Here is a 20,701-nt window from a genome sequence, read left to right as displayed (position 1 = left end):
TAATCCCCCTTTTACTCAAATTAGACATTGGTTACTAGCTCCGGAATAACCTTTAATTGAGCTAATTCCTGAATGATTGCATCCATGTTAATCAAATCCTGATCTCTATTAAATTCGTAGCGACCATAAAGATTAATATGCTGCCACGCGACTGGGGAGATCTGTTTCAACGCATCTGAATCTTGACCATTGCTTTCCCTGTAGGTCAGCATCCTAGATAAGATACTGGCATTGTAATAAATGATGCAATTCGCGATCAGACGGCTACACTCACTCCATAACTGCTGATCCTGTTCTGTTTTGAAACGTAGTTTACCAAAGTTTGCATAGGATACCGCTCTGCGTAATTTATGATAACTCTCGCCTCGATTCAGTGCTCGCTGCACATTCCGGCGCAATGATAGTGAGTCAATATAATCAAGAAAGTATAAACTTTTAATGATATTATCATACTCCCACAGAGCACGTTTGGTTTTGTTCTTACGTGCATAAGCGCTAAGTTTTCCGATTATAATACTCTGCGTTGTCGTTTTAAGAGAAAGTGATAATAGGATACGCTGAATATTCTCCCACTCTTCTACAATAAGATCGGTGTTGATTTTCCGGACGGGCTTGATCAATACATCACCGTATTGGCTTGGGTGCTTGAATCCGTACAAAGATTTACTGACTTTATCGTAGATATCTTGATAGCGTGGCGCAAACTGATAACCGAAAAAATGGAGAATGGCGAAATTAACTTCATTGGTTCCATGTGTATCGGTGGAATGCATCTCAGGCTGAATGTCGGTTGTGTTGTTGTATAGAATATCGAACACATAGTGGCTTTCGTGCTCGTTAGCACCGATAATTCGGGCATTAACAGGAATATGGTTGGCTACCATTGTATAAGAAACAATTCCTTTTTTTAGTCCGAAATATTTGGGTGAATGGCGGGAATTGATGGTATTAATTCTGGTTTCAAATTTTTGACCATCGCTACTGGAATGTATGACTTCGTCAATATCGTAATGCTGAAAGATGGGCAGTTTGGTTAAAGCATTACTGATACGGTCATTCGCTTCTTTTAGAGTTTCCAATCGAATATAGTTATCTGACGTGGAAGCGAGCGAAGAGTATCCGATGTCAGAGATTTCTCCCATTCTACCAAGTCCCATATTCGTTCCCCAAGCAATCAAGCAGGCGACAAGAGTTCGGTTTTCCTGAACCTCCTGTTTGGCATAACGTCCCAAGATGTGTTCAAACGCTTCTATGAACTGGCAATGCTGATTAGCATAATACAAAACGCTCCCAATATCAATCGGCTTCAATGCATCAAAAAAGGAGTGGTTTGTGGACTCGGTGTCACGAAGATACGGAAGTGTCCAACGGCTGTTTAAACCACGTTTTTTGATTTGGAGATGTTCATTCTCTCCTGACGCAATGCGTTGGTTGACCTCTGCAATGCGAGCTTCAAGTCTTTGTTCAAGCTCTGCGAAATGATTGGGGATAGGTTGACTGAAGATGGTTAGACCAGCATCAGCTATCAACTTTTCTTTCTGTTGCCATTGAAGGTCATCGATTAGATCATCTTCAAAACTTCGAAATCGGATACTATCGCGACAAAAAATATCTCCGGCTTCCAAACGGTTGCGTAAGAGACGATAGACTAAAAACTCATAACGATCCACCCATAGAGTTTTTTGAACAGGGCCATCTTGTTTATACATGTAACGCTTTACACTCTCTGATATGAATTGATTTGGGAAATCATCAGAGGGATATTGTCCAAGTGATCTATTCTTTACAAAAGCTAACTTTATAAAATTAATGGCCTCAATCAGCGGATCATGAATCAATGGAGCCACAAAATCAATCATGAGAAATATGGGCCGCAAATGTCGTTTAAACTGGCGTGCCAATTTATCCACGTGTTCCCATTGGAGTGCTGTTTCATCGATTTCGTATTTGTGGCGATCTGATCAGCTATAACTTCAAGCTTTTGGCGTTCCAAAATGGCAAATACTCTCGCCTGAATATCCCGAAACGGTGTGTTCGCTGCAATATTGTCATCGGTTAATATTTTTAACACTTGCCCAGCTTTTTTCATGGTTTGGCTGTTTTCGGTATAACGCTCATATACTTTCTCTTTAGCCGTGAGTTTAGCTTCATCTATATAGCGTCTCACGTTGTAAATGAAGGTATTAATGAGATTATCGTGCATTCGTTGATAACGATGGTAGACAAAACATAATAAATAAACGTAAACGATCCATTAATTCAGTCGTTTGAGCCTGAAGACAGAGTAATAACCTACCAATGAGGCATAGTATTTAATGCTTTCATTAGAAATCCCTAACTCCGGTAACAACTTTTGGGCAAGCCGATATAAAGATTGTATTTGCTTACCTCGAACCATTTCACGCTTTATTTCACCCGCGCTAAAATCTTTTGGTTCGTGTTTAAGGTGAGTAATTTCATACAGCCCTGAAGAATCGCTTAGCAGTTGTTTCAAAGCTTCGATATCAGACTGGGTAAGATGATTATGCATTATTGCGATTAATCGATTTTGTTCGTAGGTTATGGCCTTTCCGACCGTTTCTTGCATAAAGCTGTAACCCGGAACAACAATGCGTTGCTCAGACAAATAATTCATGATTTCACGGAAGATGAAGATCGGTTTACCATAAACCGTTACCGCCTTACGGGCTTTTTTCTCTATCTGTCGCCGTTCTTCGGAAGCACAACTGCGATAGCTAAATAGTTCGAGAATCAATTGCTGTTGTTTTAATCTGGTAGACTTATCAACCGCACTCAGGTCAGCAATTTCACTATTGTTGAAATGTTGCTTCAGAACGTATTGTAGGTCTTCCTCAACTTCATAGAGGTCAAATGTGAAAAACAGATGCTTGGCTTTAAAGTAGCCTAGTTGTAAGACAAAATAAGCCTTAGACTTGACAGAACGCAATAAATGCAACAATTCTTTCTCAGGTTGAGAAAGGGAAAAATAATGACAACGATCTTCATAGGTAAAACGCGGTCTTCCATAAATATTCTCTAATTCATTCTCATTTAGGATTTTCAATCGTTTTGGTTCAGATTTGTTTTGCCTGATATCCATATGTTCCCTTTCTCGTGGAAAGAATAGCACTCTGCAATCTATCACTTCTTTCAAAACGTGTACTTTTTGAAAGATAGATTTAACCGTGATTTTTATATGTCATAATTATAACATATTTAATTTTGAAACATGTCACTATCGTTGTATAAATTTTGAAATGAATTTATAATGGATATACATGTATTTCAGATAACAACATGAATTTTGTCATGTCGTTATTGTTAATTATTGAAAATAAGAAATCACAGGAGACGCCCATGAGAAAATTTTTCTATGCAAGAGTAAGCAGCAAAGACCAGTCTTTAGAGAGACAAATTTCTACCGCTAAAGAAATCGGAATTGATGAAGAGTATATATTTATAGAAAAAGCAAGCGGTAAAGATTTTAAACGGCCGGAATATCAATTGATGAAACGGATGTTTAGGAATGGGGACGTTCTATATATTAAGTCACTGGATAGGCTGGGACGAAACAAGCAAATGATCTTAGACGAATGGCAGGAATTAATAAAAGTTAAAAAAATTGATATTGTGGTTTTAGATATGCCGCTCCTTAATACTATGACGTACAAAGATATAAACGGTATTGAATCCTTAATCGCCGATTTAATACTGCAATTATTGAGTTACATGGCAGAAGATGAAAGGAAAAGAATAAGGGAAAGGCAAGAGGAAGGGATTCGAGTAGCTATTCGGAACGGGGTCAAATTTGGCAGAAAGAAGTTTGAGATTGACGAAAAATTTAAATCTGCCTATTATGACTGGAAACAAAATAAGATAACGGCTGTGGAAGCCATGAAAATAGTTGGTATGAAGAGTAACACTTTTTACAGGAGGGTAAAGGAACATGAATTAAGTATAAATCAGCAACCTTCGTTAAGTTAGATTAGAACAAAGGTTGCTGATTTCGTTATTCCACCTTTTCGAGGGGATGTGCAAAAACACCCTTATTGAACTATAGATCTCCGTTTAGCTCAATAAACAAAAGGCACATCCAGTGCCTTTACTGTACTCGTCAGCCACCTTCAATACAAGTAGTTCTAGAACTTCCAATGACTTTATTTAAGTCAGAAATCAATAAATCCAATAGTTCCCCTTGAAGAATTTCCTTTAATGCCATGTTAGAATTAACAGGAACATCGTATTTTTTGAATACTTCTTTTGTCTTATCCCAACTGTTTGCGATACCTGATACAGGCATATCTTTCGTGATAACCATTTTACCCCGCCTCCAATTAATCATATCACTTTCTAATTCCCTCGGTTCAATAACGTTCTTATGATATGATAGATTTGTATTAATAGTTATTAAGTGAGGGATGCAAGTGAATTTGGTTGAAAAGTTATATTCATTTATCATTCTATTATCTGTTGTGTTAGGTCTTGGTCTGGGTAACTTTATGATAGCTACAAATTATGCAGAGTTATTTATAGTTCCCTTATTAATCGGGATGCTTTACATAACCTTTTTACAAATACCAATAGAAGATATTAAGGATTCCTTTAAAAATATAAAATTTACTTATGCTACTGTTATCATGAATTTTGTTTGGACACCTCTGTTTGCTTGGCTCTTAGCCTATCTGTTTCTTGCCGAATATCCAGCTCTGTGGATTGGATTTATTATGTTAATGGTAACCCCGTGTACTGATTGGTACTTAATATTTACGGGTATCGCAAAGGGTAATGTCGCATTATCAACGACCATTTTGCCACTAAACCTCATTCTCCAAGTTCTTCTATTACCTATATATTTACTGTTATTTGGTGGAACTAAAGGCACCATTGAGTTTTCTTTCCTAGTGGAAAGTGTTTTGATTGTGTTGATTATTCCGTTACTACTAGCTTTTATTACAAAAGCCATATTAAGTAAACGTAAACAGATAGAAGATAAATTGCTATCTAATATCAGCATTTTTCCCATTATCTTTTTAAGTCTCGCTATTGTAGCTATGTTTGCATCGCAAGGGAAATTGTTGCTAAGTAATTTAGATTTATTATGGAAAATATTGATTCCTATTGTTTTGTTTTTTGTTGTCAATTTCATCATTGGTCAGAAAGTGGGTAGTCGGTGTCAATTTTCTTTCGAAGATAAGGTGAGTTTTAACTTAACCACGTTAGCAAGGAACTCCCCGATAGCCTTAGCGATTGCGATGACCGCCTTTCCTGACCAACCTTTAATTGCCTTAACCTTAGTCATCGGACCTTTACTCGAACTTCCTATATTAGCTATGGTTGCCCAACTGTTATTACTTTTAAGGAAAAGAGAGTATAAAGAAAGACACACTAGCTGATTTGGGGTTGGTGTGCTTTTTATTGAGCAACCATCCCCATTAAGGAATTCAAGTAACTGCTTATCTCAACTTAAATTTTTAACCCATCTGAAGGAACGATAGCGCATCACTAAAAAAATGGCTCGTATATAATTGTCTAGCGCAATGGAAATCCAAACGCCAACAAGTCCTAATCCAAAATAAATCCCAAGTAAGTAAACCCCCACTGTCCGAATCCCCCATATTCCTATGGCTGTCATATACATCGGGAACTTCGTGTCCCCACCAGCTTGCAGAGTAGCTGTTAAAGAAGCAACAATGGCGGTTGCTGGTTGAGTGATAACATCAATAACGAGAACCGTTGTAATTAAAGCTATAACAACTGTATTCGTTGTAAATAATGGACTGATTTGGGAGGAAAACAGATATGTAATGAGTAGCGTCACGGTCATCATGAGAGACATTAACAACATGGACGCCAAACTGTACTTCTTTACATCTTCGAAATTTCCAGCCCCGATGCTTTTTCCGACGAGCGTTGTTGTGGCTACGGCAAACCCTGTTCCAATGACCGATGCAAAAATAGTAAAGTTACCTGCCAAGGTATGGGCTGCATATACTTCTGTTCCCATTCGGATAATCATGCCAAAATAAATGATTTGTCCAAAACGCATAAAGAGACGCTCCAAAGAGGCAGGAAGCCCTAATTTCACTAGGTCTATCATCATCTCCACCTTTAATTTCCAAGCATCTAGATGATGAGAAATGAACCCTTTAATAAATAAATGACGAAGTAACAAAATTACGCCAAATAATCGTGCGATGACACTTGCCACTGCAGCTCCTTGAATGCCGAATCCCTCAAAAAATATGCCGAAAATCAAGATATAATCCAGTAAGATATGAACAATATTCATCCAGATCCCCACTTGCATGGGCGTTCTTGTATCACCAGAACCCCTCAGAATGGCTCCAATGGTAAACATCATGGACATGAGGATAGAAGGTGTTGCAACAATCTTAAAATACAAAGAACCTATCTCCAATACATCTTGTTCAGCACCCATTACTTTCAAAAATGACTCTGCTAGGAAAAAAGAAATGAATCCGAAAATTGAACCAACTATAATGGTGAGGATTATAGATTGTGAAGAGATACTTTTAACAACCTCTTTATCTTTTGCGCCAAATGAACGGGACACAAATACAGTCGAAGCCGTTCCAATAGCTAGAAATACAGCAAAATAAAGTTGTAAAATGGCATTTGAAATACCTACTGCTGCCACTTCTTTCAATCCTAACTTGGCGATGAACAAAGTATCTACAAATCCAACCATACTTTGAAGAAGACTTTCGATAATTGCTGGCATGGCTAAAATTAAAATGTTTTTGGAATACAAATTTATCTTCATTTATTCACCTTTAGTGCATTAGTGTAGTAAAATATTTGTCTTTATCTTACCACAAGATTATACTCTATTGATATGATTATGGGGGGTACCGACAGCTTTTTGTAAAAATCCTACGCTAAGAGTCTGGTCTTCGGAAAAAGGCTTATTTTAAATACGCTAAGCCCCATTGATGTCATGGGGCCAAATTAATTTGTCTATTCGGCATTTAATCTAAGAGGTCTCAGCTCGTTTATACTTGGGATGTCATCGAAGTTTAACTTATATTCACCTAATAAATTAATATGATTCCAGCCCAATGAGGAAACATGTCTTAACAGATGTTCAGGAAAAGGTTTCGTCTTCATGAGTGCTTCCGATGCTTTAGATAAATAGACTGTATTCCAAATCGAAATAGCGTTGACTATAATACTTAACGCACTGGCCCGTTGTAGTTGATCATTTAATGCTCGTTCACGAAGAATCCCTCTTTTACCGAAAAAAATCGCCCTTGCAAGAGCATTCGTGGATTCACCTTTATTCAGGCCTCTCTGGATACGATGGCGAAAGGATTTGTCAGAAACATAGTCTAACAAAAAAATTGTTTTTTCAATCTTCCCCATTTCACCTAGAGCTTTAGAAATTTCATTTTTCCGGTTGTATGAATTAATTTTTCCCATAATCAAAGAAGCAGACACCATTCCCTCACGTATCGAATGGGCAATTCGTAAAACATCGTCATAGCTGTTTAATATTGTTTTTGTGGAAATCCTTTGACGAAGATGTGCTTGTAATTCAGGAAATTGATCTGCTTTTTCAATCGTGAAAAGGCGAGCGCTATCCAAATCACGTAAACGTGGAGCAAAACGAAAACCAAATATGTGGCTCAAACCGAAGACATGATCCGTATAGCCTGCTGTATCTGTATAATGTTCCTCAATACTTAAATCGGTGATATGATGATAGATTCCATCAATGACATGCAAAGCATCTCTTGAATTCGTATTAATCACAGTGTTGTAAAAGGCAGTGTTTTGATCGCTAACAAAACGGTAAAGTGTGGCTCCTTTGCCATGTCCATAATGTGGATTTGCATCCGCATTGAGTGCTGAAACTCCAATTTCTACCCTCATCCCATCTGAAGAAGAAGTCGTTCCGTCTCCCCAATGATGAGCAAACTGGTATTAGGTCAATAGAGTAGACACAGAAAATAGAGATTTTAGGCTACAGTTTTAGTATATTTGTAGTACATACGTTCGTATTGAACAGGCGAGAAGTACCCTATAGAGGAGTGAATTCTTTTTCGATTGTAAAAAAATTCTATATACTCATAGATTCGCTTCTTTGCCTCCTCGCGAGTTTTAAATTTTTCAAGATAGATAAGTTCTTTTTTGATGATGCTATGAAAAGATTCAATACAAGCGTTGTCGTAGCAGTTACCCTTACGGCTCATACTGCCTTCCATCTTGGGTGTTTTTGCCCATCCCCCGAAAAAGTTCATTAAGGGTGTTTTTCCTATCATCCCCTTACAGAAAAGATTGAGTAAGAAAAAAGCACCCTTAAAACAAAAGACTACCAAGTCAAGCTTCTCTAATTAGCCCACGCTTCTCAATTTCACGATATAACGTTGATTTTGTTACAGTTGTCTTTTTCTCAATCTGCTTGATTGTATACTCACCCGTTTTCCAAAGATCAATGGCATGATCGACTAGATCCTTGTTTTTCCCTTTACGACCAAACTTGATCCCGTTTTCCCTCGCTCTGATTTTCCCCGACATCGTTCGTTCACTAATGAAATTACGTTCCATTTCCGCAAACAATCCTAAAAGTGTGACCATTGCTTTGGTCATGATATCGTTGCTCCGACGTGTGTCGATCCCATCAGCCAAGCATACTAGATGAATGCCCCTCTCAGTAAATGATTCGTAGGTTTTCAACACGTCAGAGATGGATCGTCCCATTCGATCCAATTTGTAACCGACCACTGTATCACCGGGTTGCACCACTTCAAGGATCCGCTTAAATTCTGTACGGTCATTCATATTCTTGCCTGACATCTTTTCATAAAATAACTCATCAACACCATATCGTTGCAATTCTTCGATCTGTATTTCTAAATCTTGATGCGCAGCTGACACGCGAGCATATCCGTAAAGCTTCCCCATCTGGCTTCCCCTTTTCTGTGTATTTCATCTTGATTATAGACTTAGATTTAGGGAGAATAAATAGGGAACGATCTAGAGTAAGAAAATCGGGATACTTGAAAGGTTCCCTTTATTCTGGATTTTAGGGAATCAAATGATGAATATACACCTATTGATCTCTATCATAAGAAAGGGAAAACATGTATATTGAAAAAAACAAAACGAACCAAAATCGGTTGAAAATTCTTAGTGAGGATGAAATAAAGATTATTTATGACAGACCAATCTTCACATATGAAGATCGTTGTCAGTATTTTTCTCTCTCTCAACCAGAGAAAGAATTGCTAGATACATTACGTTCTGTTAAGTCTAAGGCTTACTTTATCCTGCAACTCGGCTATTTTAAAGCCAAACACTTATTTTTTACGTTTGACCTTCATGAAGTGGAAGAGGATCTTCAGTATGTTCAGAAAAAATATTTCAACAGCAACGGTAGTGAGATCACCGACCTGAGTTCAATTGGTAAGTTTACTAGGCTAAAACAGCAGCATCTTATTCTTGAACTATTCAATTACCGCAGTTGTGATGCTGAAGAACGTCGTAAGATGGAGGAAAAAGCTCAAAAGGCTGCAACGTTTTGCGGTAAGCCCATTTATATCTTCCGAGAAATCATAAATTATTTGTATGAACACCGTATTGTTGCTCCTAGCTATAGTTTTATGCAAGATATGATAGGAAAGGCAATAACCCATGAGCAAAATCGATTAATCGCCATGATGCATCATCATCTTACCCAGTCTGATATTGAAGCTTTGAAACAACTGCTAAGTGATTCTTCAGGTCTGTATGAAATTACTCAACTTAAACACGAACCCAAAGATTTTAGCGCTGGTGAAATAAAGCGTGAGATGGATCGAGGTAAACAAATACAATCATTATATAGGCTAGCTCAAAAGTTGTTACCGGCGTTAGGGATTTCTAAAGAAAGCATCAAATACTATGCCTCATTAGTAGGCTATTACTCTGTCTACAAGCTTAAACGACTGAATGAATGGATCGTTTACGTTTATTTATTATGTTTTATCTACCATCGTTATCAACGAATGCATGATAATCTCATTAATACTTTTATTTATAATGTAAGACGTTAAATCATTATTGGCATTATCCTTAACGATGGGAATTGCATCGGCTGCTAGTGCCGCAGGGTCATCTACAATGGACAATGATCCGGCTTTTAGTGGAACCACTTGGACGGATAAAGACGCAAATGGTGCGGAAGTATTTATTAAAGAATCAAACTCATCTAGTTATTCCAGCGACGACCGTATAGGGGTAGTACCAGAAAAACGCGGATTTACAACGTTAATTAAAACTCACCACTATAAATAGAGGGTTGGCGATTATAGATCACCAACCCTTTTTACTATTGTTGAATTTTTCTTATTAACTCACCCCATTGAGAATTGTTCTTACTAATTACACTACCTTCTCTAGAGGAAATAGTTAATGTCCCGTTCTTTTCTTTTAAGAAGACTAGGTATTCTTTTCCTACCTCAATACTAGGAGGAAGCATAAGAGTATCTGATTTTAAAGATCCTTTAAAGCTTTCAGTAATTTCAATTTTGGCAACCTTTATATGCTTGTTTTCTTCTATAATTTCCTTTGGGATAATACTAAGGATAGTTGTAGACGAACTAATTAGTTGGTCATCACTTGCATATTTATTTACAACATTAAACTGTTTTTTGGTTAATAATTTTGCACTATCCGAGTTTTTTATATATTTAACCAGTTCATCCTTGTTTTTGGCTTTAATGAATTTTTCAGCGCCTTTTAACTCATTATTATTTTGAATCTCGATTATAGCATCTTTATTAACTGAAGTGAAAACTGGGTTCGGGTAAAATTCACCTTCCCAATATTCAAGGAACAATATATATTTCTTTCCTACTTCAAGATGCCCAGGAACTTCGTATACATCGATTAAATTTTCTGCACTTCCCTTTAACTGACCTTCTACAGCAAACGTACTTTTGAACGCTCCATCTTCATTATCTTCTTGACTAACTACTGTACCGATTAAGATATTATCAGCTAACCCTAAAATGTCATCGAACGTTTTTAGGCTATTTTGTTGTTCGGCTACTACCTTTTCATACCCTTGCGTGCTTTGCGTATTAGCAGAACCTATGAAATTGTTTGCATAAAAAGCGCCTGATAATAGAGCAAGAGATAGTGCAGTAAACCCGATAATTTTTTTACTCTTTTTCATAATTATGAAACCTCCTTATTTATAAACTCCGACCAGATGGTTTTTGTCTCTAGTTGTTAAAGTTGTAATTGAGGTGTTTGTATCGTACATAACGTCACTTGAACTTGAACTGTGACCTACCCAACCAATTGCATGTCCGAACTCATGAAGTACTGTATTATGATATTTACTATTAGTTTTAAACCACTTGTCTCCTACAATATAAACTTTAGCTCCTCTTAGATACGAACCGCCCTTTAATGAACCGTTATAATTCCACTCACCTTCATAAACAGGACTTGGACTCCATACGGTTGCCCCGTCTGCACTTGAACTGAGTGGCGAAAAATAATTTTTTAGTGTATTATATGTGCCTCCATAAACTAAGATTTGTGCATCAGAGGAATTATCAACACCGTAGGACGTTCTTACACTCCCCCATTGAGTCATGGAGTTGGTGACCCAAGAAGTAAAGTTGTAACCATTATCTTTAAACCAAGTATCTGCTTCTGTTGACCAAAATGCGGGTTGATATGTCCACCTATAAATATTATTTGACGTGGAGTCATACCAATAACTTAAGGTTCCTAATGTCGCCGCTTGAGCAACGCCCGCCAATGCAAGGCAGCCAAGAATAGTTGATGCAATTGCTTTCTTCCACTTTTTCATTTCTTCCTCTCCCTCACTTTTAATATCTAAATTAAAAATAGCCTCCCGAATAAAAGGGAGGCTATTCCTTTACTCGGCAACCTGCCAACCATAACATTCAGAATGTCTTAGGCGCAACGGCTTTGCGTCCCTGCCTTTCGACAGGTTTGCCTTTTTCGATTTAGAACACTTATCGGGGTTATTATAACAACAGGATTTATAATAGCACCATTGCCCAATTATGTAAAACTATGGTTGAACGGTTACATAAGGATATAAATCCCATTACCTCCATTTCTCATTTGTTTTTACATATTCTTGAAATTTCATATATTAATAAATTACTAGAATTTAATTTTTTTCATAGTTAAACTGACTTATTATTTTCTTGTTACAGAAAACTTGTAACAGAATATACTTTCTGTTACGAATTTTAGTGTTATTTGGTGTAAAATGATTAAAAAAGCAATCAAATGATACCATAAAACTCGTAACAGAAATTTTGGATTGGGGGAATAAGCTTTTGAATGTTGTTCCATATCAACGACCGAAAGGAATTTTAGAAGAATACGAAAAATCTCTTGCCGGTAAATCCGAAAAAACCGTGGATGCCTATATGCGTGCATTACGACAGTTTACTACTTGGATAGCGGATCGACCTGGGAATGGCGGACTGTTTCGTCCTGAGCAACTGACTAAAACAGCAATAGAAATGTATTTAGCCCTACTACAGTCTGAAGGGTACAGTGTAAGTCATCTAGCTCGGGTTAAGTCGGCCGTTGGTAGCTTTGCACGTTGGCTCATGGAAGAAAAAGAAATCCTTCGTCGGAATCCTATTCGAGGAGTAGAGATCCCGGCACAGCCACTTTTAGCTCCACGTCAATTGTCCCCCGATCAGCGATATATCTTGCGTAGTTTGGTAGAACGAGACGGAAACCCACGCAGTGAAGCCTTATTTGCGTTAGGGTATTGGGCTGGTTGCCGTGTAAGCGACGTTTCTTGGCTACAGATCAAGAATACCAACATCGGTCCGAAGGTCGGTTGGCTAAGTGTAGGATACAAAGGAAATAAGATGAGAGACATCGATTTGCTAAATCAGGCCCGTAGCCCTCTGTATAAATACATACAACACGGCGGACGTGATCCGGATAGTCCGTATGTTTTTACTTCTCAGCGCGCAGACCGTCTAACGGAGGCAGGCATTCATCATTGGTTCAGAACTCTTAAAAGTATGGCTACAAAGGACGAGTGGGAATTGATTCTTGACATCACTTTTCATGACCTGCGGCATGATTTTGCACATCGTGCTCGGGAAGCCGGATGGACTCTTGAGGAAATAGCCTATTATTTGGGTCATGTTACTAAAAAGGGGATGCCCGCTATTCAGACTACTATAAGATATACTCAAGCCAGTAGAGAACAGATTAAAGAAAAGCTGAAGCAGATAAAGGGATAGGTGAAAATGTCATTAAGAGGGAGAGAATTATTAACTGTAGAGCAGAGATTAGAATTCATGAAAATGGCATCTGAAGAATGGGAATTGGCTACATATTATACCTTTTCCCAACATGACTTGAAGATTATTAACCGTCACCGGAGAGATGAGAATCGTTTGGGATTTGCTGTTCAACTATGTATGCTACGATATCCGGGCTGGTCTTGGACAGATATAAAAAAAGTTGATCAAACTGCACTTCAGTATATTGCAAAACAAATTAACGTTGACCCGGATACGTTGGAGTTGTACCCACAAAGAGAGAACACCCTGTGGGATCACCTTAAAGAGATCCGGCAGGAATATGGATTTCAGGCATTTACCCTTACGGAGTACAGAACTTTGTTTAAAAGTTTATTAAATACTGCTTTAGAAAATGGAGACTTGATTCATTTGATACGAGCAGCTGTCGATGAGCTTCGTAAAAGGAAAATTATCTTTCCTGCTATGACAACGATTGAAAGAGTAGTATGGGAATCCAGACAAAAAGCAGAAGAGAAAATATTTAGTATCCTTAACCATTCGATTTCAGCCGAACAAAAAATCAGGCTAGAAGAAATGATAGAATCGCCAGTGGAACAAAAAAAGACAAAGCTAGGATGGTTAAAAGATACACCGGGGCATCCTTCCCCTGATTCTTTCCTGAAAGTTATTGAACGATTGGGATTCATTCGACAATTAAACTTGGTTGTAGATATAAAAGATATTCACCCCAATCGCCTTCTTCAATTGGCTCGGTTGGGGGCACGTTACGAACCCTATGCCTTTCGAAATTTTAAAGAAAGCAAAAGGTATGCCATCCTCTCTGTTTTCCTTTTAAATCTAAGTCAGGATTTAATTGATCAGGCATTTGAAATCCATGACCGACAGATAATGACCTTGCTGTCTAAGGGAAGAAAAGCACAAGAGGAGCAACAAAAACAAAATGGAAAATCCATCAATGAAAAAGTCGTTCATTTCGCAGATTTAGGAGCAGCACTGATTCGGGCTCGGAGCGAGGGGATCGATCCTTTCGCCGCTTTAGAAGCCGTGATGTCTTGGGATCAGCTCGTCACATCCGTAGAAGAGGCGAAAATGTTAGCCCGACCAGTCGATTATGACTATCTGGATTTGTTGGAAAAAAGATTCTTCTACCTGAGAAAATATACGCCAACATTGCTACGATCCCTACAATTCCGATCCACAAAGTCAGCAGAACCGTTAATGAAAGCCATTGATATTATTCGAGATATGAATGAAACAGGAAAGCGAAAAGTACCTGAAGGAGCTCCATTGGATTTTATTTCAAATCGATGGCAAAAACATGTGTATGACGATGATGGCAATATCGACCGACATTATTATGAAATGGCCGTTCTAACGGAATTAAGAAATCATGTGCGATCAGGTGACGTATCGATCATTGGTAGCCGTCAGCATAAAGATTTTGAAGAGTATCTGGTGTCCCAAGAAGAATGGAATCAAGAAAAATCAAATAAGACCAGACTCGCAGTCAGTTTGTCAGCAGAAAATTACATTCAGGAAAGAACAGAATCCCTGTTCAGACGCTTGAAATGGATATCAGACAACATTCAGGAGCTTGAAGGTATCAACTTAGAAAAAGGAAAAATACACCTGAATCGATTAGAAAAGGATACTCCTGAGGAGGCTAGGGATTTTAGTATTTCTTTATACGAATTACTCCCTCGAGTGAAATTAACCGATATACTGATGGATGTAGCGAATATCACGGGCTTTCATGAACAATTTGTTCATGCTTCTACCGGTAAAAAACCGGACAAACAAGAAAAAATAATCCTCCTTGCTACCTTGATGGCTATGGGCACCAATGTTGGGCTAACCAAAATGGCCGAAGCTACTCCGGGAATTTCCTATCATCAAATGGCCAATGTAGCACAATGGCGAATGTATGAAGATGCTATGAATAAAGCACAGGCTGTTCTTGTTAATTATCAGCATCAATTGGCTCTATCATCCTACTGGGGAAATGGGAGTACTTCTTCATCTGACGGTATGCGCGTTCAAATAGGTGTTTCGGCGTTACATGCTGATGCAAATCCTCATTATGGAACCGGGAAAGGAGCAACCATTTATCGATTTGTAAGTGATCAGTTTTCTAGCTTTTATACGAAAGTAATTAACACGAACGCTAGGGATGCCGTTCATGTCATCGATGGACTCCTTCATCATGAAACAGATTTAAACATTGAAGAACATTATACTGACACGGCCGGTTATACCGATCAGGTTTTTGGATTAACACACTTACTAGGCTTTCGATTTGCACCACGGCTGCGCGATATTGCAGATTCAAAACTATATACGATCGGTAAAGCCAGTGATTTCCCTGAATTGGAGAAATTGTTACGCGGCCGTATCAATACAAAAATTATCCAAGAAAATTATGACGATGTGTTACGACTTGCCCACTCCATCCGTGAAGGAACGGTATCTGCTTCATTAATTATGGGAAAGTTAGGTTCTTATGCGAGGCAAAACAGTTTGGCTACAGCGCTTCGGGAAATGGGGCGGATTGAAAAAACGATTTTTATCTTAGATTACATTTCAAGTGAAGCTCTACGACGAAAAATTCATAGAGGGCTGAATAAAGGTGAAGCCATGAATGCGCTAGCTAGAGCAATATTCTTTGGAAAGCATGGGGAATTACGTGAGCGTGCACTTCAAGATCAACTCCAGCGTGCCAGCGCTCTAAATATCATTATCAATGCCATAAGCGTATGGAATACTCTATATCTATCAAAAGCTACGGACTATATGAAAGGAAAAGGTCTTATGAGAGAGGAGTTGCTTGGTCATATATCACCCTTAGGCTGGGAGCATATTAATTTTCTTGGGGAGTATCACTTCGATTCAAAACAAGACATCACTACTGCTTTTCGTCCTTTAAATAAATAAGTTATTTTTCGTTAACGTTGTAAACTCCGGGGTAGTTCAGCTAGAAAAATTGCTTAACGTTGTAAATCCGCGTTTTTCTGGTACTACCCCGTATAGCTTCTAAACCTACTTCGAATTATTATTATCATTGGAAGTGGAGTGGTTCATGGACAAGCGCACGATATGTCCTAGAAGCATATTTAAATAATTTTAACTTTACAAACCGTATGGCTTATTACTATATGAACGGCGTTTTTACTGCTTGGGAAGATCAGTATAACGCACCGGGTGGATGGAACGCTATTGGTTATAAAGACTTGCCTTCTAGCAGTACTGGGTTTGAAGTGAAAGTTAGTTCGAAAGACAATTCAGGCTTAACTAACACGAATACAGGCGCAGACGCTATTTACTTATCTTGGTAAATTAAAAACACAAAGGAGTGAGTACATTGGTTAAAGTAAAAAACTTAAAAAAGTTCACAGTAGTTGCGGGATTGGCAGCGGTTGTAGGATTAGGTATTGCAGGATATAACTTGTACGACGGTGGAAAAGCAGTTGCTAGTAGTATTACGGTTACTGAAGAAGCACAGAGGAGCGTTCAATCTAAAATGTGGGACGCTATTGGGGTAAATCCGAGATAAGTCCAAAAGTGGCACGATAGATAGAAAAAAATGTAAAAGGGCTCAAAGGCCCTGTTTTCAAGCAATTTTCAACTCTAATTCCAGCTTTCCATTTAAAGGTTGTGGTGGTTCTTCTAAATTAATGACGTAATCGCCAAATCGTTTGATATGTTCCATAAGATAAGGACTGAGTACACTCAGATCTTCCGGGTCTACGTAATACCCCTCCCGCCTTAACTGGCGTATCACGGCAGTCAAATCCACGACGTTTTGAAAAATAACCGCGTTTGCAACCAAGTCTCCATATTTAATGGACTTTTCCTGTTGTTCAGGATCGTTGTCAGTAATAATGCCATCTCCACCAAAGAACAGCCATTTGGAAAATCCGTTGTAAGCCTCTACTTTGTTAGTGGTGGCTGTAATTTTTCTACGGAGCTCGATATCGGCCATGTATTGAAGTAAGAAAACCGTGCGGACGACACGTCCCAGTTCTCTGAATGCCTGATAGAGCTTGTTTTTCTGACTGTAATTCCCCAGCTTTCTCAACAACATAGCGGAAGAAATTTTTCCATACTTAATGGACAAGACCACACGTAGAAGGTCCTTCCAATGCAATTCAATTAAATCCCAGTCGATCGAATCGCTAAAAAGAGAATCCATGTGCTTATATTTTATGTCAGGATCAGGACGGAAGAAGGTGAGCTTCTTGAAATTGCGAATCCTTGGCATCAGTTTAATACCCAGCAGATGAGACAGACCAAATACAGGAGTAGACTGCCCTTGTGTATCGGCATGAATGGTGTCTGGTTGCACATCCGACTCATTTTTTAGTAATCCATCAAGGATATAAACGGCTTCCCATACCCCGCAGGGGATAAAGTGGCTGAAAAGGGCAATGTAGTTGTCTGCTATGTGATGGTAAGCAATCCCTCCATAGCCCCCATAGCGAATATGATATTCGGCCAGGAGGTTTTCTTCATAAATATCGTATTTGGTTCCATCGGCCGCGGCAGATTCTCCTTTGCCCCATAGCTTAGGTAAATCAAACTCATGATGGTAATGGTTAATGATATCTTTCAAAGCTTGGTCAATCTTTCTCGCTGTGATATGTCTTTGATTGGTATAAGACAAGGCACTCCCGGTCACATCCGCCCGCATATGCCTGGCTGCCTGAACCGGTCCTAAATTACATCCGTAAGCAAAAGTAGTTAAGATGTACCGCTCACGTGGATTTTTTAGCTTTGGATCGGATCCCGAAGATGGCCCGAAATGGCGTGTCCAGTTAATCCAGTGTTCTATATTGCACAGGATATCAATCAAATTTCTTTCCGGGAGACGTTCTTTAATACGCTCCTCTAATTCTTTCAATGACTTTTTATATTCGCGTTTCTGCACCTTTCTCAACACGGGTTCACCTTCTTCGTTGATGCTTACATGCTCATTTTTAGGGAAGTCCTTGTCAATTTGTTTTGAGGTATCGATCATCCATGATTTTAGTCCTTTTACAAAGTCCACCTCATTCTCAGGGAAGCCCAACTCCCGACAGTATTCGGGTATCAAAGGCTCGCATTCTTCCCAAGGAAGCAATTGTTCCCGATAGTCAGCATACGATTCGGACCCTGGAACACATATATCACCGGATTTTAGTTCTGTGGCAATACAGGAGAAGACACAAACTTCCAAGTGCCGGCGATGAATGAGCCAACCACCGACCCTTTGTTTTACGCGAATCATCCTACGCCATTGTTCAGAGGCAAAAGAGAGATCCACTTCATCTGGCAGCCAATCCACGCGCTTGTTCCTGTTTTCAAGCACAAATTCAAGTGTATGGATCAAGGATTGATCTTGAGAGGTGGATGTAAAATCCAGCAAGTCAGCAAGCCTGAAAAGAGTAGACCGACTTTTTTGATAATGTTTCTGGATGAAAGGGTAATAGTTATTTCCTTTCATTGAAGCTACCGCCTCACATTTTTCCAGTAATGTCTGGACACTCCCATGTGAGTCAATCGTTTCTTTCACTTTTTTATGACTGTCTACGTCACCGTTCTCACTGGCCATGACAAGCAAAACGTCATTAAAGATGGAAATTAAATCCTCCAACTCGTTCTGCTTCTGTTCCTTCATGTTCTTGTGATCTTCTTTGCTGGAATTGTGTATGTTTCCAACCCGTTTTTGAAACATTTCGGCCAGGTGGTCCTTGGTCTTTACCTGAGCCTGATGAATAAAGCAAATAAGAAGTGTGATCCGCTTCGGCTCGGAGTAATCTTTTAATTCAGCGGCATCCAGCGTTTTGGCTTCGGCCGCATAGTATTTGATCTTAGCTGGTGCAATTCCCTCCAAAAAAGGTGTCATATCACCGTAAGACTGAAGCCAAATAAAATAATCGATATGCTCCTTTAGATTTTTCAAGGTTGGTTTTTTGGGAAGTGTTTTAAATCGGTTGTAGTCGCTGTAATGTCGGTTCGCGCTTCTTATAAGCAGTTCATTGAAAATATGTATTTGTTCCTCGGACAGCCTGCTGAATACCTGTTGGAACAGTTCCTGATTGACAGACCTACGGATTTGTCCCGCCAGCTCATCCAGGACACGAAAACTGGGTAGCTCACAACGGTTCTTAATAAGCTCTTCGATAGCTATATTAATCAGATCAGGGGGATGATCTTTAACCTTTGCCGCTTCGGTTAGAATGCTGATCATGATAGGGCGTGTTTCGTTTCCGTTTGGTATGACATGAAAATACTCCCGGATCTTTTGCTGATATTTACGGGTAACCCGGGATGGCTGGATATCCAGTGGGGTATCTGGAGATAAGTTTAGGCAATCCCTAATATGTTCAATGACCTCTTTGGGAATGGAGCCTCCCTTTGGGAAGTAACCTAATTTCTGAAATGTTTTAAATAACACCACAGCTTTCAATAAAAATTCCGGCCCTCGAGCAAAAGAATGAACAAACTGGGTTTCTTCTAATGTTGGAGTATAAATACGATGTAGTTCTTTTTTCGTCAGATTGCGCTTAAATCGGGGATATGCTGTTCTCTCAATGGATGCCATAACGAACTCCCTTTGATTTTTATAGGAACGTTTACTTATGTAAATAGCGGTAAACCGTAGTACGAGAAATCTCCATCATCTGAGCAATGTCCTTAATAGGAGTGCCGTTGGAAGCAAGTGTTTTAATCATCTCTTCTTCTTTTTTGCTAAACTTTTCAGGCCGACCACCTAACCGCCCTCTAGCCCGAGCTGCTGCCCGCCCCGCTTCAGTACGTTCACGGATTAGGTTTCTCTCAAATTCTGCAAAGGACGCAAACAGGTGAAACATTAATTGTCCTGTCGCATTAGAAAGATCCATCGTAATATTTTCTTGGAGACTATGAAAGCTCACACCACGGGAATTCAAGTCATTAACAAATTTAATAAGATGGTGCATGGTGCGCCCTAGTCGATCCAAACGCCACACGACCAAAGTGTCGCCGGAACGGACATATTGGATAGCTTCATCCAATCCTTTCCGTTTGTCTGTGACTCCACTGACTTTATCCTGGAAAATCTGTTCACACCCATATGCTCTCAGCGCATCGAGTTGGAGATCCAGATTTTGGTCAACCGTGGAAACACGGGCATAACCTACTTTCATACTCTATCAGCCTTTCTCCATTATGTAAGATAACTTAATACAAACTATCAATCTGTACATAGATAACTTTACACTGTTTTTGAACATTAAAAAAGAGAGATTTCATTAATCTCCCTTGCCGGTTTAAGATGTTCAGTAAGCTGTATCTTTCTGAACACAGTCACTTTACATTTATTTACATTTATCATGACGTTTTTGGACTTATCTCGGACTTACCCCATGCCCATCAAGCTAAGGAGTAGGGTAAAAGCA

The 20,701-nt window shown here is 39.0% G+C and carries 13 protein-coding genes, 4 pseudogenes and 1 riboswitch; of the genes and pseudogenes, 7 read left to right on the top strand and 10 right to left on the bottom strand.

The window, feature by feature from the left end; translation table 11 throughout:
• Nucleotides 1-20: 20 nt before the first annotated feature.
• Nucleotides 21-3,100, bottom strand: a pseudogene (locus EIZ58_RS31090) (Tn3 family transposase).
• Nucleotides 3,101-3,357: 257 nt separating this feature from the next.
• On the opposite strand from EIZ58_RS31090, the gene EIZ58_RS31085 reads away from it, so the two are divergent.
• A complete protein-coding gene (locus tag EIZ58_RS31085) occupies nucleotides 3,358-3,984 on the top strand; it encodes a recombinase family protein (RefSeq protein ID WP_134704921.1) in 627 nt (208 codons plus the stop codon).
• Between the two features lie 130 nt (nucleotides 3,985-4,114).
• On the opposite strand, the gene EIZ58_RS31080 is transcribed toward EIZ58_RS31085, so the two are convergent.
• Complete coding sequence (locus EIZ58_RS31080; RefSeq protein WP_134704920.1) at nucleotides 4,115-4,318, bottom strand: hypothetical protein; 204 nt, start codon at nucleotides 4,316-4,318, stop codon at nucleotides 4,115-4,117.
• 106 nt (nucleotides 4,319-4,424) lie between these two features.
• Between EIZ58_RS31080 and EIZ58_RS31075 the strand changes: the two genes are divergently transcribed.
• The gene (locus EIZ58_RS31075) at nucleotides 4,425-5,393 is read left to right on the top strand and encodes an arsenic resistance protein (protein ID WP_134704919.1); all 969 of its coding nucleotides are present in this window, start codon (nucleotides 4,425-4,427) and stop codon (nucleotides 5,391-5,393) included.
• A gap of 65 nt (nucleotides 5,394-5,458) precedes the next feature.
• Here EIZ58_RS31075 and EIZ58_RS31070 read toward each other — a convergent pair whose 3' ends face one another.
• The 4 genes and pseudogenes from EIZ58_RS31070 to EIZ58_RS31055 all read right to left on the bottom strand — a co-directional run bounded on the left by EIZ58_RS31070 (nucleotide 5,459) and on the right by EIZ58_RS31055 (nucleotide 8,925).
• Nucleotides 5,459-6,742, bottom strand: coding sequence for an MATE family efflux transporter (locus EIZ58_RS31070; protein WP_240689476.1), 1,284 nt, complete (start codon nucleotides 6,740-6,742; stop codon nucleotides 5,459-5,461).
• A 236-nt stretch (nucleotides 6,743-6,978) separates the two neighbouring features.
• Nucleotides 6,979-7,935: pseudogene (locus EIZ58_RS31065) on the bottom strand (transposase); the annotation flags it as partial.
• Nucleotides 7,936-7,979: 44 nt separating this feature from the next.
• Nucleotides 7,980-8,216 (bottom strand): annotated as a pseudogene (locus EIZ58_RS31060) (transposase); the annotation flags it as partial.
• Between the two features lie 124 nt (nucleotides 8,217-8,340).
• Nucleotides 8,341-8,925 carry a recombinase family protein gene (locus EIZ58_RS31055; protein ID WP_134704916.1) on the bottom strand — a complete coding sequence of 195 codons (585 nt, stop codon included), beginning with the start codon at nucleotides 8,923-8,925 and terminating at the stop codon, nucleotides 8,341-8,343.
• 179 nt (nucleotides 8,926-9,104) lie between these two features.
• On the opposite strand from EIZ58_RS31055, the pseudogene EIZ58_RS31050 reads away from it, so the two are divergent.
• Both EIZ58_RS31050 and EIZ58_RS34015 read left to right on the top strand, forming a co-directional pair.
• Nucleotides 9,105-10,052, top strand: a pseudogene (locus EIZ58_RS31050) (DUF4158 domain-containing protein); the annotation flags it as partial.
• A gap of 28 nt (nucleotides 10,053-10,080) precedes the next feature.
• Nucleotides 10,081-10,296: a hypothetical protein gene (locus EIZ58_RS34015; RefSeq protein WP_167578075.1), complete on the top strand. Its 216-nt coding sequence runs from the start codon at nucleotides 10,081-10,083 to the stop codon at nucleotides 10,294-10,296.
• A 34-nt stretch (nucleotides 10,297-10,330) separates the two neighbouring features.
• Here the strand turns inward: EIZ58_RS34015 and EIZ58_RS31045 are convergent, their stop codons facing one another.
• Both EIZ58_RS31045 and EIZ58_RS31040 read right to left on the bottom strand, forming a co-directional pair.
• Nucleotides 10,331-11,179 (bottom strand): hypothetical protein, encoded by an 849-nt coding sequence (locus EIZ58_RS31045; RefSeq protein WP_134704915.1) that lies wholly within the window; start codon nucleotides 11,177-11,179, stop codon nucleotides 10,331-10,333.
• A 15-nt stretch (nucleotides 11,180-11,194) separates the two neighbouring features.
• Nucleotides 11,195-11,827, bottom strand: coding sequence for a matrixin family metalloprotease (locus EIZ58_RS31040; protein ID WP_134704914.1), 633 nt, complete (start codon nucleotides 11,825-11,827; stop codon nucleotides 11,195-11,197).
• A 72-nt stretch (nucleotides 11,828-11,899) separates the two neighbouring features.
• Nucleotides 11,900-11,988: riboswitch (cyclic di-GMP riboswitch) on the bottom strand.
• A gap of 341 nt (nucleotides 11,989-12,329) precedes the next feature.
• Between EIZ58_RS31040 and EIZ58_RS31035 the strand changes: the two genes are divergently transcribed.
• The 3 genes from EIZ58_RS31035 (at nucleotide 12,330) to EIZ58_RS31025 (ending at nucleotide 16,836) form a co-directional block, all read left to right on the top strand.
• Nucleotides 12,330-13,262: a tyrosine-type recombinase/integrase gene (locus EIZ58_RS31035; protein WP_205672434.1), complete on the top strand. Its 933-nt coding sequence runs from the start codon at nucleotides 12,330-12,332 to the stop codon at nucleotides 13,260-13,262.
• Between the two features lie 6 nt (nucleotides 13,263-13,268).
• Nucleotides 13,269-16,217 carry a Tn3 family transposase gene (locus EIZ58_RS31030; RefSeq protein WP_134704957.1) on the top strand — a complete coding sequence of 983 codons (2,949 nt, stop codon included), beginning with the start codon at nucleotides 13,269-13,271 and terminating at the stop codon, nucleotides 16,215-16,217.
• Nucleotides 16,218-16,644: 427 nt separating this feature from the next.
• Entirely contained in the window at nucleotides 16,645-16,836 is a 192-nt protein-coding gene (locus tag EIZ58_RS31025; protein WP_134704913.1) for a hypothetical protein, read from the top strand.
• Nucleotides 16,837-16,893: 57 nt separating this feature from the next.
• On the opposite strand, the gene EIZ58_RS31020 is transcribed toward EIZ58_RS31025, so the two are convergent.
• Both EIZ58_RS31020 and EIZ58_RS31015 read right to left on the bottom strand, forming a co-directional pair.
• Nucleotides 16,894-19,866 (bottom strand): Tn3 family transposase, encoded by a 2,973-nt coding sequence (locus EIZ58_RS31020; RefSeq protein WP_134704912.1) that lies wholly within the window; start codon nucleotides 19,864-19,866, stop codon nucleotides 16,894-16,896.
• A gap of 31 nt (nucleotides 19,867-19,897) precedes the next feature.
• Complete coding sequence (locus EIZ58_RS31015; protein WP_134704911.1) at nucleotides 19,898-20,449, bottom strand: recombinase family protein; 552 nt, start codon at nucleotides 20,447-20,449, stop codon at nucleotides 19,898-19,900.
• Nucleotides 20,450-20,701 lie beyond the last annotated feature (252 nt).

This window comes from Ammoniphilus sp. YIM 78166 (genome assembly GCF_004522215.1).
GTDB lineage: Bacteria > Bacillota > Bacilli > Aneurinibacillales > RAOX-1 > YIM-78166.
The sequence above is the reverse complement of the archived record's forward strand: the minus strand, read 5'-3'. Positions and strand labels throughout refer to the sequence as shown.